Source organism: Haloactinopolyspora alba, from assembly GCF_003014555.1.
Lineage (GTDB): Bacteria > Actinomycetota > Actinomycetes > Jiangellales > Jiangellaceae > Haloactinopolyspora > Haloactinopolyspora alba.
In genome coordinates this window covers 41,929-55,094 of record NZ_PYGE01000004.1, presented here as the reverse complement: position 1 = coordinate 55,094, position 13,166 = coordinate 41,929, and the positions used below count along the sequence as shown (strand labels likewise).

11 protein-coding genes, 1 tRNA gene and 1 pseudogene are annotated in these 13,166 nt (G+C 67.1%); 3 read left to right on the top strand and 10 right to left on the bottom strand.

The window, feature by feature from the left end; genetic code table 11:
- Positions 1-100: 100 nt before the first annotated feature.
- Positions 101-1,303 (bottom strand): metal-dependent hydrolase family protein, encoded by a 1,203-nt coding sequence (locus tag CLV30_RS06825; protein ID WP_106536464.1) that lies wholly within the window; start codon positions 1,301-1,303, stop codon positions 101-103.
- Between the two features lie 201 nt (positions 1,304-1,504).
- Here CLV30_RS06825 and CLV30_RS06820 point away from each other — a divergent pair.
- Positions 1,505-1,577 (top strand) — tRNA-Arg (locus CLV30_RS06820).
- A 287-nt stretch (positions 1,578-1,864) separates the two neighbouring features.
- On the opposite strand, the gene istB is transcribed toward CLV30_RS06820, so the two are convergent.
- From istB to CLV30_RS25900, 7 genes and pseudogenes are all read right to left on the bottom strand, one after another.
- On the bottom strand, positions 1,865-2,644 hold the full coding sequence (istB, locus tag CLV30_RS06815; protein ID WP_106536463.1) for an IS21-like element helper ATPase IstB: 780 nt from the start codon (positions 2,642-2,644) through the stop codon (positions 1,865-1,867).
- Positions 2,641-4,325, bottom strand: a pseudogene (gene istA, locus CLV30_RS06810) (IS21 family transposase). Before istA ends, istB begins: the two are co-directional and overlap by 4 nt.
- A gap of 410 nt (positions 4,326-4,735) precedes the next feature.
- Positions 4,736-5,569 (bottom strand): alpha/beta fold hydrolase, encoded by an 834-nt coding sequence (locus CLV30_RS06805; RefSeq protein WP_106536462.1) that lies wholly within the window; start codon positions 5,567-5,569, stop codon positions 4,736-4,738.
- A gap of 27 nt (positions 5,570-5,596) precedes the next feature.
- A complete protein-coding gene (locus CLV30_RS06800; protein ID WP_106536461.1) occupies positions 5,597-6,019 on the bottom strand; it encodes a DoxX family protein in 423 nt (140 codons plus the stop codon).
- Positions 6,020-6,111: 92 nt separating this feature from the next.
- A complete protein-coding gene (locus tag CLV30_RS06795; protein ID WP_106536460.1) occupies positions 6,112-6,684 on the bottom strand; it encodes a PadR family transcriptional regulator in 573 nt (190 codons plus the stop codon).
- Positions 6,685-7,446: 762 nt separating this feature from the next.
- Complete coding sequence (locus CLV30_RS06785) at positions 7,447-9,129, bottom strand: UvrD-helicase domain-containing protein (protein WP_106536459.1); 1,683 nt, start codon at positions 9,127-9,129, stop codon at positions 7,447-7,449.
- Positions 9,126-9,371: a hypothetical protein gene (locus tag CLV30_RS25900; RefSeq protein ID WP_129710874.1), complete on the bottom strand. Its 246-nt coding sequence runs from the start codon at positions 9,369-9,371 to the stop codon at positions 9,126-9,128. Before CLV30_RS25900 ends, CLV30_RS06785 begins: the two co-directional genes overlap by 4 nt.
- On the opposite strand from CLV30_RS25900, the gene CLV30_RS06780 reads away from it, so the two are divergent.
- Entirely contained in the window at positions 9,358-9,654 is a 297-nt protein-coding gene (locus CLV30_RS06780; RefSeq protein WP_106536458.1) for an immunity protein YezG family protein, read from the top strand. The two genes, CLV30_RS25900 and CLV30_RS06780, sit on opposite strands and share 14 nt — an antisense overlap.
- Positions 9,655-10,180: 526 nt before the next feature.
- Here CLV30_RS06780 and CLV30_RS06775 read toward each other — a convergent pair.
- On the bottom strand, positions 10,181-10,963 hold the full coding sequence (locus CLV30_RS06775) for a SurA N-terminal domain-containing protein (protein WP_165358475.1): 783 nt from the start codon (positions 10,961-10,963) through the stop codon (positions 10,181-10,183).
- A gap of 165 nt (positions 10,964-11,128) precedes the next feature.
- Complete coding sequence (locus CLV30_RS06770; protein WP_106536456.1) at positions 11,129-11,353, bottom strand: hypothetical protein; 225 nt, start codon at positions 11,351-11,353, stop codon at positions 11,129-11,131.
- A 95-nt stretch (positions 11,354-11,448) separates the two neighbouring features.
- On the opposite strand from CLV30_RS06770, the gene CLV30_RS06765 reads away from it, so the two are divergent.
- Positions 11,449-13,137, top strand: coding sequence for a S49 family peptidase (locus tag CLV30_RS06765; RefSeq protein WP_205740536.1), 1,689 nt, complete (start codon positions 11,449-11,451; stop codon positions 13,135-13,137).
- Positions 13,138-13,166 lie beyond the last annotated feature (29 nt).

Sequence of the window (13,166 nt, the reverse complement as noted above, 5' to 3'; positions counted from 1 at the left end):
GTGACCAGGGCCACATCTGCACGTACAAACCCGGACAAAAGCGACACTGGTACGTACCTCACCGGACCATGCTGGCGCGGTGGTCCGTACCAGATGCGAATCACACCACCTTGCCGCCCCGTACCACTGTCCGCCGGGTCTCGGTGGCCCACAGCACCGACGGGTCGCCGAACGGATCACCGTCCAGCACCACGAGGTCACCGGCCGCGCCGACCGCGACACGCCCCAGGTCGCGACGGCCCAGCAGGTCCGCATTGACTGACGTCGCCGACCGCAGCGCGTCGAGCACCCCGTCGACCTCCACCTGCAACCGCAAGCCGGCCAGCTGCTCGTCCTCGAGCGCCCCCATCAGGTCGGTGCCGAACCCCACCCGCACACCGGCCGCGCGGGCGATCTCGACGGCACGCCGGCCGGAGTCGAGCACCTCGCGGTTCTTCGCCTGCGATGTCGGGTTCAGACCGAGCGCCTCGCCGCGGCGATCCATCGCGTCGTACGTCGCCAACGTGGGCACCAGGACCGCGCCGTGCTCGGCCATGAGCCGTGCGGTCGGCTCGTCCAGCAGGTTGCCGTGCTCGATGGAGCGCACGCCGTTGACCACCGAGTGCTCGATGGCCTCTGGTGAGTAGGCGTGCGCGGCGACGTACGAGCCACGGCGGGCGGCCTCGTCGGTGATGGCCCGGACCTCGTCGGCGCTGTACTGCGGCAGCCGGATCGGATCCGTCAACGAGACGACGCCACCCGAGGTCATGATCTTGATGGCGTGCGCGCCCTGACGGAACCGGTCGCGCACCGCACGGCGGACGGCGTCGACCCCGTCCACGACCTCGGTCATGTGGTGATGGCCCGCGCACAGGTCACGGTTTCCCGGCCGCGGATCGCCGTGCCCGCCGGTCTGCGACAGCGCCGCACCGGTGAAGAAGTATCGCGGCGCGGTGACCAGCCCCTCGTCGACGGCCCGCGCCAGCCCGGGATCGCCCCCGGCGACGTCACGCACCGTGGTGAACCCGCGGCGCAGAGCCGCCTCGAGCCGCATGGCGCCAGCGAGCGCGACATAGCTCGACGGCGTCGACTCGATCTCGACCATGTCCAGACCGATGCCGTACGCGTGGCAGTGCGCGTCGATCAGGCCCGGAACGACCGTGCCGCCGCGCGCGTCGACCACCTCGTCGCCGGTCGAGACGGTGGGCCCGATCTCGGTGACGACCCCGTCGGCCACGTGGATGGCACCTTCGATCAGCTCCGCGGACTCTCCGTCGAAGATCCGTGCGTTGATGATGGACAGGCTGTGCGGATGCCGCGTCACGGTGCCGTCGCCTCCGGACTCGTCGGTGACCAGGTGGGGCCGTGCCGGCCTGGCTGACCGGCACGCCCAAGGACGAGCCTACGGTTCGGCACCGACATCGCTCATCGCCGCAGGGACCGGTGGTGATGCGGGGCCGGTTCGCGATTTCGGGATGAGCGCGGGGACCGGTACACTCGGTGACCGGTCCGCCCTGCGGGCCGTGCGCCCGTAGCTCAACGGATAGAGCATCTGACTACGGATCAGAAGGTTAGGGGTTCGAATCCCTTCGGGCGCGCCCAGTCTCACCAGCGAGAATCGCTGCAGCGCACCTCGAAAGCGAAAGTAGCGTGGTGCCGCGCGTGGTGCGAAACTCCGTCTACACTGTGCGCAGTACGCCGGGTTGTCGGCCCCAACTACTACTGGCCCGCGTAGTTCCGGTGCGCTTGGACGGTCTTGTAGTCAACGTGCTGGCTGCGGAGGTTTCGTCCGACACCGCTTGTTGGCGAGTTCTGACACCGCCGGGCACGTGTCGGTGCCGCGGATGTTGGTTTGCGTCGACACCGCTTCCGCGCCCGACGGGTGTCAGGTTGTCCGCTGCTTTGTGGCTTGGGCCAGACGGTAGGAGTCGGTGCCGGTCTCGAGGATGGTGCCGCCGAAGGTGAGTCGGTCGACGATGGCTGCGCATAGCCGGGGGTCGGTGAAGGTCTTGGTCCAGCCGCCGAAGGACTCATTGGACGCGATCGCGACCGAGGCCTTCTCCTCACGCTCGGTGAGGACCTGGAAGAGGAGTTCCGCGCCGCGGCGGTCGAGTTGCATGTAGCCGAGTTCGTCGATGCACAGCAGGTCGACGCGGCCGTAGCGGGCGATGGTCTTCGCCAGCGTCATCTCGTCGGCGGCCTCGACGAGCTCGTTGGCAAGCTGGGTCGCCAGGGTGTACTTGACCCGGTAGCCGGCCATGGCGGCCTCGGTGCCGAGTGCGATCAGCAGATGGGACTTGCCGGTGCCGGAGTCCCCGATCAGACACAGCGGCTGTCCCTTCTGGACCCATTCGCACTTGGCGAGGGTGTGGATCACGGCGGGATCGATGTTGGGGTTGGCGTCGAAGTCGAAGGCCCGCAGGGACTTCTCGCGGGGGAACTTGGCGGCCTTGATCCGGCGTTCGGACCGGCGTCGGGCGCGATCGTCGCACTCGGCAAGCAATAGTTCGGCGAGGAACCCGCGGTAAGACATCTGCTCACGCCCTGCCCGGTCGGCGTAGTCGGTGAAGGAGTTGCGGATGGTGGGCATTCGCAGCATCCGGCACGCTTGGTCGATCGCGGCGTCGGCTGCTTCTTCGGTCATTCCACGGCGCTTGGTGGTCACGGTGCGGCTCCTTCGTTCGGGGTGTCACGTCGGCTGGCCAACAGCTGGTCGCACTTCTCCACGCTCGGCAGCGGCCGAGTGTCGGCCGGGATGTGGGCGCGGAGCCGGCGCTCGGTCAGCGATCGCACGGCAGGGATCTCGCCTTCTCCGCGTGCCCTGTCGCCGCTCATCAGGGACTGGTGGTCCGCTGTCGTGTCGTCGGCTCCGCCATCTGCTGTGTCGTTGTACTTGCGCGCTTCCAACGCGACAGCGTCCGCGGTGAGCGCGCCTGCACGCAGCGCCGTCGCGAGTCCGGCGACGACGTGGTCGTGTGGAAGGTGCCGGTGCAGCATCAGGACCTCGATGAGGGCACGGGTGCCGTCGGCGTCACCGTGGGCCTTGCAGGCCGCGGCCCACCAGGCGTCGTGAACGGGCGTGAACCGCCCGGATGCCCTGGCCTGCTCCAGCGCTGTCGCACCGGGTAGCGCGCCCGGTTCGCGGAGGAGGACCTCGAGATAGTGGTCCAGGTCGACCCGGGTCGAGCCCTTGGTCATGAGCCGTTCGTGGCGGGCGATCTCGGTCCTGCCGTCGAACACGACCAGGTCGCTGGCGTTCAGGAGCACCCGGGCTTGACGGCCGACCATGCGCGCGGGCACGGAGTACTTGTTCATCCGGACCGTGACCTGGGCGTACCTGTCCACGCGCGGGGTGAACCAGCGGCCGGTCTCGAACGGCTCGGTCGGAAGGGGCGCGAGGAGTGGCTGCTCGGTGGCGAAGTGTTCCCCGACCGTGCGGGCGCGGGACCCGATCCGCCGGGCATCGTCGGCTTCGTCCCAGGCGTCGACCATAGCGTTGAGCTCGTCTAGGGAGTCGACCTCGGGGATAGGGACGAGGTGGTTGCGTCGGAACCAGCCGATCTGCCCCTCGACGCCGCCCTTCTCGTGCGCACCTTGGATTCCGGGCTGGCAATAGAAGGCTTCGATGCCGTAGTGGGAACGGACGGCGGTCCACCTGTCGGCCTCGACCCGCTGGCGGGAGAACCCGATCACGCTCGCGACGGCGGCCTTGAGGTTGTCGTAGCGGATCTTCCCGGTCGGCACCCCGCCGAGCACGTTGAAGGCGTGGACGTGACCCTCGAAGAAGGCTTCCTGCCCAGCCGAGGCACTGACCCTGTGCACGGCCTTGCCCGAGTACCCGAGTAGGAGAGCCGAAGGCTGAACAGCGCGCAGGTTACGAGCTCGCCGCGCAGGCGGATGGCGACGTCGCCGAAGTCAACCTCGGCCTCGCGGCCCGGGAGGTGCTCTTGCGGGATGAACGCGTTGGCAGGTTCCCGTCCGACCTCGACGCGAATCTCACGGCGTCGGGTGGCGACGTACTCGCGGACCATCCAGTACGACACCACCCCGGCCCCGTCATGTTCGTCAAGCAGTCGATCGAAGATCCGCTTCGCCGTGTGTCGCTGCTTCCGCGGCGCGTCGAGGTCCGAGCGCAGCCAGTCGTCGATCACCACTCGGTACGCGTCAAGCCGTGAGCCGCGTTTGGGCGGGTGCTTTCTCTCCTTCGGCCATGCAGATTCCAGCGCCGCTGTCACGGTTCGGAAGCCGACGCCGTGCTTGCGCTGCAGCGCGCGGTTGGACATCCCAGATCGGGCATCCCGTCGGATCGCCGCGTACAGGTCGACCCGGGAACGCGGCTGCGTCATCGGTGGCACTCCTGACGTGAGCACGCCGTGGGCACGACTTTCGGCACCGGGCCACCGCCCGGGAACGGTGACCGCATGCGACCACAGCCCGGAATCACTGGCCCTACCGAGGTGCCTGGTCATGTGCTGCGCAGGGCTTCGGTGGGCGGTACTGAGTCGGCCCGGAGTGCGGGGTACGACCGACGACGGAGCCGATGAGCAGCGAGTAGGCCAGGTCGAGTCCCACTGAAGCCCAGGTCAGTACGACGGCCCGGCCTTGCGTGGTGACGAAGACGTTGGTGACGAGCACGCCCAGGATCAGGCCTGTGCTGCCGCCGACGACATCAACCTCGACACCACCTGTCCCTGGCGCGACGAAGATCTGCTTGCGCGGTGCCTAATCGGTCTTCCCGCAACACCTCGCGGGCCCCTCAGTGTTCGCTGCTGAAGAACCGTAGCAACAGCGGGCCGACGATCTGTGGGTCGACGAAGTGATCCGGCCCCTCGAGGGTCTCCCGTTGAGCGTGGGGTAGGAGGTCTGCAAGCTCGTCGGCTGCGCGGTCGAAGAAGTCCGAGGGCAGGCCTGCCATGTAGGGGACCGTGATCGGTCCTCCGGTGGTGACCAGGACCGGTTGGGTGACCGTTGCCAGTCGATCGGCCGGCAATTGGTAGCGGTTGAGGAAGAGGCTGTCGTGGACCAGCGTGGGCGCGAGGGCGACCGAATCCGCCCAATGCGCCGTCTGCTTGCCTGCCGCTTTCCTGGCCGCGATGTTGTCGTCGGAGGCGCCGGTCATGCGCATGAACAGTTCGAGAACCTCCTCGTCTCGCCCGGCGTCGAAGGCGCGTCGGGTGTCCGCGACGTACTCCTCGAATCGCGGGCGTATGTCGTCCCCGACCGCGTAGGGCACCTCCCACACGGCGATCGTGTCGATGGCTGACCCGGCCGCGGCGGCTTCCAGCGCCAGAGCGCCACCAGAGGACGCCCCGAACAGGTGTGCCGAGCCGCCCGCCTCCGCGATCAACGCATCCAGGTCTTCGATCTCCCTTTCCACGGCGTAGGGCTCGGTGAAGCCGCTCGCGCCGCGTCCCCGACGGGCATAGTTGTAAACCGTGAAGTGCTCGGCGAGAGCAGGTATCAAGGGAGCGTTCTCGGCTCCGTCGTCCTGTGCGCCGCCTACCAGGACGACAGCCGGGCCGCTTCCCTTCCGGTCGTAGGCGATGGTGGTGCCATCGTTTGATGTCACGCGAAAGGCCATCTCGTTCATCTCACATCTCCGTTCGAGAGGTTTGTCTCAGCGCCTGAGCAGCGTGCCGACGACGGCCTCGGTGCGCGGCCACCGCGCCCTTGCGATCACGGCCGCCACGACGAGAAGGGCGAGCGGCAGCCAAGGGCTCTGCTCGAGCACGAACTGATCGGTGATGACAGCACCGGTCAGCAATGCCGCCAACCCGAGACTGGCCAGGCCCGCCAGAGCCGGGATCAGAAGTCCAACCCCTCCCGCGACCTCCAGCGCTCCGACCAGGTACCGGAGCCACTGGCCGGCCCCGATGTCGGCGAACATGTCCACCATGACCGGGTCGCCGGCGAGCTTCGAGATTCCGCCGCCGGCGATGATCGCCGCCAGCACGACTTGCAGAATCCAGACCCCGATGCTGCTCGCCCGCCCGGGCGTGTGCGCAACGGTTTCCGAGTTGTTCTTGAGGATGGTGCTCATTCGGCTCTCCTTGCCGTGTCCGGGCCCGGGCGGCTAGTCAAGTTTGGTTACTCGGCCAAAGTACACGAGGAGGAGCGTCTAGTCAAGGTTGATTAGGGGGCCGTTCGCCACGAACCCGGATCATCGGCCATGGTGTAGGCGCCCTCAGCCAGTCGTTTGCTCAGGCTCTTCGCCCACTCCAGTTCGGTGCGTGCATGTCCCGCCCACAGTTCGGCCTGATCGCGGACGTGTTCGGGAATGTCGGGGTTCGGGTGCTCCCGCCACTTGGCCTGCTCTACGAGCTCCGCTTCCAGGCGCGCGACCCGCTCGTTGACGTGCGCGATGGCATCTGTCCTGGTCAGCATGGGCAACATGGCGATCGACGCGTTGAGCATGGTGGGGTCATGGGTGCGCCGCAGACCGTCGCGGACCAGTTCGACTATCTCGTCACGTCCCCGAGCTGTCACGCGGTACAGAACGCGCTCCGGCCCGGAGTTGCCCGGCTCGGCGTGTTCGGTGAGGAGGCCATCAGCCGCCGCCTTCTTCAGCGCGTGATAAATCGAGCCGGGCTTGATCTTGGCCCAAATCTCCGCACGCCAGCTCTGCAGCTCGGACCGCACCTGGTAGCCATGCGCGCCGCCGGAGAGGTGCACGATACCGAGTACCAGGAGCTTCGTCGCCGACATGCGCCCACCTCCGCTCAATCTCGCTCGGACTCGCTCCGCTTGCGCGCCCGCCAGGGTGGTGTCAACTCCCACCAACACTAGGGTGCCCTCCTGGTCCGGGTGGTGTCAGCACTGACCTACAAACGGTGCTGGTGGAGACCTCCAAAGCCAACCTGCAGCTCAGCAAGCCTCTGCTTGTCTTCCACAGGCCAGTTCACCCGTGGGCGACAGCGTTGTTGATGCGGAAGTGCTCGCCGTCGACACGACCGCCCTGTCTAGGGTGTCGTAAGTGTTGAGTTCGCTTACTAACGCTGGCCCTCGTGTAGCCCGCTCTGTCGTAAGGTCGTTACGCAATGTAGTTCGTCATACACGTTGAAAACCATGCCGCCTTCCAGAGCACGGAGCCACTCCTGGGGGCGGTGCTTCTTCGGCGGTGGTGGCGTCCGGTGAGCGGATCGCCCCGTTGAGGCAGCTGGCCGTCCGAGGAAGTGGACGCCGTGCGGTCGAGGTTGCATCGGGCTCGGTCGTAGTGCTCGGTGGTGCGTGGGTCGGCGTGGCGGGCCAGTTTCCGGGCGTCGCACCGCGGGACGCCGACGTCGAGAGCGTTGGTGATCGCGGCGTGCCGCAGCGAGTGCGGGCGGATGCGGCGCGGTCGTAGGCAGTCAGATCGCGGCGAAGTTCGCTGTCGTCGTACCTAGTTCTCTTCTGGTCCGGGCCTAGCACAAGCGTGGTTGTCAGTTTCGAGGTGAAGTGGGGACCGTCGCGACCTCGGCCCTGACGACGTCACTTGTCTCGCAGCGAGTTCCAGGGCGCTACCTTGACCCACTCGACGATGCCCTCTCGATCGCGAGGGCGCGCCGCATCAAGGTACGGCCAGAACCGGGAGCGATCACGGTTTCTGTTGCTTCCGCTCACCGTGGGCACCACCTCGCTATGGGTCACCACGACACCGTGTCGTGCGCGGGAAAGCATCACACCGAGGATGCGGGCCTCTTCTTCGACCTCGGCGGAGGTCGTTGCGCGGAAGAATGGGATGTTGTCGTCTTCGGCTCCGAGGATGAATACCCAGTCGAACTGCTGGCCCTTGCCCACATGGCCGCTGAGCAGGTGGATTCCTGGAGCGTTCAGGAGCGTCGTCTGGTCGCCGACTCGGATACGGCCAGCGACCTCAGCCGGGCTTAACCCGTCGCCGAGCCGCTCGAGGATCCAGTTGAGCGCATCGGCGAGGCTCTTGCGGGTGTCGGGCTCCTCCACCTGCGCGATGCCCGCGACGTCGCGCAGGAACGTCAGCTTGTCGTGGGCAGCGTCGAGGTCCGCGAGGTTGAGGCGCGTGAGCGTCGAGCGCACAATGGCAGCTGTCTCCGTATCGAGTACGCCGTCTTCCCACCGGTGCATCTCGATGCCTGTGTCCTCGAGGTGCTGGTCGATGAACCGCAGTCGGCTCTTGATACGCGACGTTACCGCAACCCGGTGATTCGGAACGCCGGCGAGAATGGTCTGCGCGGCCTTGCTCACCCATTCGGCCTCCTTCACGGCGTGAGGGAATGTTAGTCGCCCGGCGAGACCGCTCCCAGGCCAGGATTCCGGATCAGCGCAGACGAGGTTCTCCCCGCCGGTGAGGGTGCTCATTGCGTTCACCATGGATAGCACGGCGGGCGACGATCTGTGGCTTTCGTTGAACATGATGACTTCGTCGCACAGCGGCCGGATGGTCGCGTCGATCTCGTGTGGTCGGGCGCCGGTGAAGCCGTAGATGCCTTGGGCGAGGTCGCCGGCGAACGTGATGTTGCCTGCCCCGAGGCGCTGTAGTACCCGCAGTTGTTGCGGTGTGAGATCCTGGTACTCGTCGACGATGATCGCACCGAAATGGCAGCGATACAGGCTGGCGACCGCGTCGTTGGCGAGGATGAGTTCCGCGTAGCGGAGCAAGTCGTCGTACGTAGACCGGTTGGCCGCGACGCGCTCCTCCTCGATCTGGATCGCCCATGGGTGCCCGTTTTCCGCGAGCGCCGCTGCGATCGCCGCGTCGTCCAGCGGCTGCCGCTTAAGTTCGTTGAGGATGACGTTCACGGTGTCCCGACCGGCGTACCCGAGGCCGAGTTCGAGGCATCGGTCGGTCACCCAGTCGCTTTCAGGAAGCTGTATCGTCGGGTCGACGCCGATGATCGCGCCGTGCGCCCGGACCAGCCTCGCGGCGAGCCCGTGGTAGTTCATCACCGTGACGTGGTCGCGCCGCGCGGAGTACGTGACGTAGTCTCTCAGCCGATTCTGGATGTTGTCCTTCGCCTTGTTGGTGAAGGTCGTAGCCAAGATCCGTTGTGGTGACGCGATCTGGCCGTTCTCTATGAGGCTAGCGATCCGGATCGCGAGAGCTTCGGTCTTCCCGCAGCCTGCAGGCGCGACCAGGAGCAGCGAGAGTGACTCATGATCGCGGACCTTCACCTGCGCAGGGGTGGGATTCTTCACTTGTCCGCGATCTCAACCAGGACGTTTTCCACGCTCTTGATCTTACGGGCGGTCGCTTCGTCGAAGACCTTCGCGACAGCCATCGCCGACCGGACCTTGTGCTTCGGCTTGATGAAGTCGACCACGTCCGCTTCGGTCGGCGTGCCGCCGGGACCATTGGTCGCACAGTTGGCGAGCTGATTCGGCGTGAACAGACCCGAGGACTGAAGCGCTGCCCAGGGGGCCGAAGTGCGAACGGTCACCGAGCTGCGCAAGTCGATGTACGAGCCGGGGAAGGGTACCTGGTACAACGCCACGTTCACCGTGGACGACACCGGCAAGATCACGGCGGACTTCGACTACGACAACCCCGCCGCTCGGCGGCATGGTCAACGACAACGAGCCCGACACCGGGGCGGCGCCTACAACGAGCTGATGCTGAAGGATCACACGACCTATCCGCGCGACCCCGAGAACCTCCCGGATGGGCGCCACGCCCGTACCGGCTCGTCGGCCTGGACCGAACAGAGACGGGCGAGTACGTGAACCCGCGATCGAACCGGTTTCGGCCACAAGCGCCTGGTGCGGTTTGTGGTGCGAAACGGAGTCAACGCAGGTGGTTCCAGCGCTGTGGTGCGTCTGCTGCGGTAACCATTGTTGCTGGTAGTGGCGTCATGAGGCGCCTTCCTTCTCCCTACGGATCAGAAGGTTAGGGTTCGAATCCCTTCGGGCGCGCCCTTGAAGTTCGCCGGTTCGGGACTGCCTGACGGGCACACCCACCGTCTCCAGCAGCGAAACCGCAGGACCACTGTGCGATAGCTGGGCCTGGCGCGCCCGTAGCCACACACCGCTGACGTACAAGCTCCACACCAGTCGTCGGCGCCGCCCACGATGGACAGCTCCGATCGCCACACCTCCGGAACGACGTAGGGGCGCGAGCGACGGATCGACACCGAGCAGGCAACACAGTGGACGGACGGCGTCGGTCGTGATCACGTCGGACGTGAACCGGAACGGCGCCATGGTCGAGCCTCCGGCGCCCCTCGAACGAATCAGGGGCGCCGGACGCGGCTCACAGGTGGTTCTTGATGTCGGCTTTCTCGCGAAGGTCGCTGACCAGGTTCCTGGCCACCTGAGATTCCTTCTGCGAAACCGCCTGCTGCTTGAGCTGCGGCTTCACCTTCTCGAACGGCGGGATCTTCGAGCCGCTCCCACCCTGTTGCGCCTTGGTCTGCTCGTACAGCTTGCGCAGTTCCTGTTCGGTCGGCTGGATGTTGCCGGCCTCGTCGGCGATCAGCTGTTCGACCACGACCTGGTGCTCGATCTGGGGCATGACGTCCTCCTTGTTCATGCCCTGCTTCTTCAGTGCGGCGAAGAGCTGGTCGGTCGACTTCATGCCGTTCTGCTTGACCAGCCTCTGCAGTGTCTGATCGATCTGCTTGTCAGTCGCCTCGATGCCGCGGTTGCCGGCTTCCTGGACGAGAATCTCGTTGTCGATCATGCTCTTGGCGGTCTGCTGCTTGAGCTTGTCCTGGTCGACCGGTTGGCCGGTCTGCTGGGCCTGCATGGCCATCTGCTGGAACTGGCCCTCATAGGTGGCGACGAACTCGTCCTTCGGGATCTCTTCGCCGTTGACTTCGGCGACAACATCCGGGACATCCGCCACGTCGGGCTTCGGCGCCGCGTTCGCGGACGGGCTGGTGCTCGCTGCGCCGCTCGACTCGCTACCACCCGACCCGCTGTTCGACCCGTCCGATTCGCCGCACGCCGACGCTCCGAACAACAGGGCCGCCATGCTGACGCCCGTCAACAACTTCTTGATCATGAAACTCCTCAGCTTGCTGGAACCCGCCACCGGAGCACCGCCGATCGAACGGGTTCGTTCCGCTGCGCATGAAGAGCGTCGGGCGATGAAGTCAGCGTGTCTATGTTCGTGACAGTGGACCATGCCCACCATAGGTCCGGGGCGTGTTGTCCGGGCGAGAACGAATAGGCACCGCCGATTGTTCCCGCCGGCTCGTCAGGCCCGTTCCGGAAGCGGGTCGTCGGATCCGACTCGCGACGCATCGAGGTCCGTGCACGACAACACCGCGTCGACTCCGTCGTCACGGTGAAAGACCAGGGCGAACGCCTCGTAGACGTCGGGCACGACGTGGCGTACCCGCCCGCCGAGCGACGTCAGGTGACGGCCCAGCCACGCGCCCGCACTCACGTCACGCAGTGGCGTCACGTCCACGCCGGCCATGTCATCTCACCCGACGGCTTTCCGTACGCCGACGCTCGTCGTCCGTCGCCGTAGGGTGAAGTATGGCCGAAGGTGCACAAGGGCTCAGAGAACGGGTGACATCGACGACGCGGCAGCGCCGGCCTCCGCTGGTGCTCGAGCTGGACGTCACCGAAGGGCTGATCGAGGCGCCTCCGGCGGATCCGCTCAGCGCCGCGCTCTCGCAGCGCAGGCCGCGGCTGCAGGACGTCCTGGACGGTCTGCGGCGCGCGTCGTCGGATCCGCAGGTGACGACGCTGGTGCTCCGGGTCGGTGGTTCCCGGCTGACCCTCACCCAGGCCCAGGAGTTGCGGAACGCGATCAGCGCCTTCCGCGCCGCCGGCAAGCGGACCGTCGCTTGGGCGGAGTCGTTCGGCGAGTTCGGCGCCGGCAACGTTCCGTACCTGCTGGCGGTCGCGTGCGAACACGTCTACCTGCAACCGTCCGGCGACGTCGGGTTGACCGGCATCGGCATCGAGGAGCACTTTCTCAGCGACGCGCTCACCAAGGCCGGCGTCACACCACAGCTGGGCCGGCGGCACGAGTACAAGACCGCGGCCAACACGTACCTCGAGCGTGCCTACACCGACGCCCACCGCGAGATGAGCGAGCGGCTCGTCACCGCACTGTCGCGACAGCTCGTCGACGCGGTCGCCGCGGGCCGTGGGCTGCGTCCCGAACGGGTCCGCGAGCTCGTCGACCGCGCACCGTTGCTGGCGTCCGAGGCGCTGGAGGCCGGGTTGATCGACGGGCTCGCCTACCGCGACGAGGTGTACGCACGCATCCGGCGCGACGTCGGCGCGCGCGCCCGGCTCCAGTACGTGACACGGTATCGCCGGACGACGGCGCAGAACGTGTCCCGACAGCTCGGATCGGCCCGACGCACGGACGTGATCGCGCTGATCCACGGCGCCGGCATCGTCCGGCAGGGACGCGGAGCACGGCACCCGCTCGGGTCGGCGATGGGTTCGGACACCGTGAGCGCCGCGTTCCGGGCGGCACTCCGGGACGACCGCGTCCGCGCGATCGTCTTCCGCGTCGACAGCCCCGGCGGATCGTACGTGGCCTCCGACGCCATCTGGCGGCACGTGACGCTGGCCCGCCGGCACGGCACCCCGGTCGTCGTCTCGATGGGACGCCTCGCCGCGTCCGGCGGCTATTTCGTCTCCATGGGCGCGGACACGATCGTGGCGCAACCGGGCACCCTCACCGGCTCCATTGGCGTGCTCGGCGGCAAGGCGGTGACAGCGGAGCTGAAGGCGCGGATCGGGCTCACCCACGACGCCGTCGCCGACGGCAGCAACGCCCTGATGTTCTCGACGAACCGCGGGTACACCGACAGCCAGTGGGAACGCCTGCACACCTCGCTCGACCGGATCTACGCCGACTTCACCGACAAGGTCGCTCAGGGGCGCGGTCTCGACGCGTCCCAGGTGGACGAGCTCGCGCGCGGACGGGTGTGGACCGGCGCCGAGGCGTACGAGCACGGCCTCGTGGACGAGCTCGGCGGGCTCCGCCGTGCCGTCGAGCTGGCCAAGCAGAAGGCGGGACTCGAACCCGATGTCGAGGTCGATCTGCGTCCGTTCCCGCGCACGGCACCGTGGGAACGGCTGCGCCCGCCACGGTCCAGCGAGGACGTCGGCGCGGTTCTGCCGCTCGACGCGGTGCGGGAGGCCGGCTGGGGAAATCTCGCTCAGGCCGCCGCGTCGATGGGTCTGCCGGCCGCCGGGCCCCTGACGCTGCCGGGGGCGTGGCGGATCCGCTGAAATTCGTCTCGCCGCGATTGTCGAGAACT

Bases quoted from the DNA above. Each gene is read 5' to 3' on its own strand.
- CLV30_RS06795 (WP_106536460.1), bottom strand. From the start codon at position 6,684: ATGTCGGCGACGAAGCTCCTGGTACTCGGTATCGTGCACCTCTCCGGC.
- CLV30_RS06800 (WP_106536461.1), bottom strand. From the start codon at position 6,019: ATGAGCACCATCCTCAAGAACAACTCGGAAACCGTTGCGCACACGCCC.
- CLV30_RS06805 (WP_106536462.1), bottom strand. From the start codon at position 5,569: ATGAACGAGATGGCCTTTCGCGTGACATCAAACGATGGCACCACCATC.
- CLV30_RS06770 (WP_106536456.1), bottom strand. From the start codon at position 11,353: ATGGCCGGCGTGGACGTGACGCCACTGCGTGACGTGAGTGCGGGCGCG.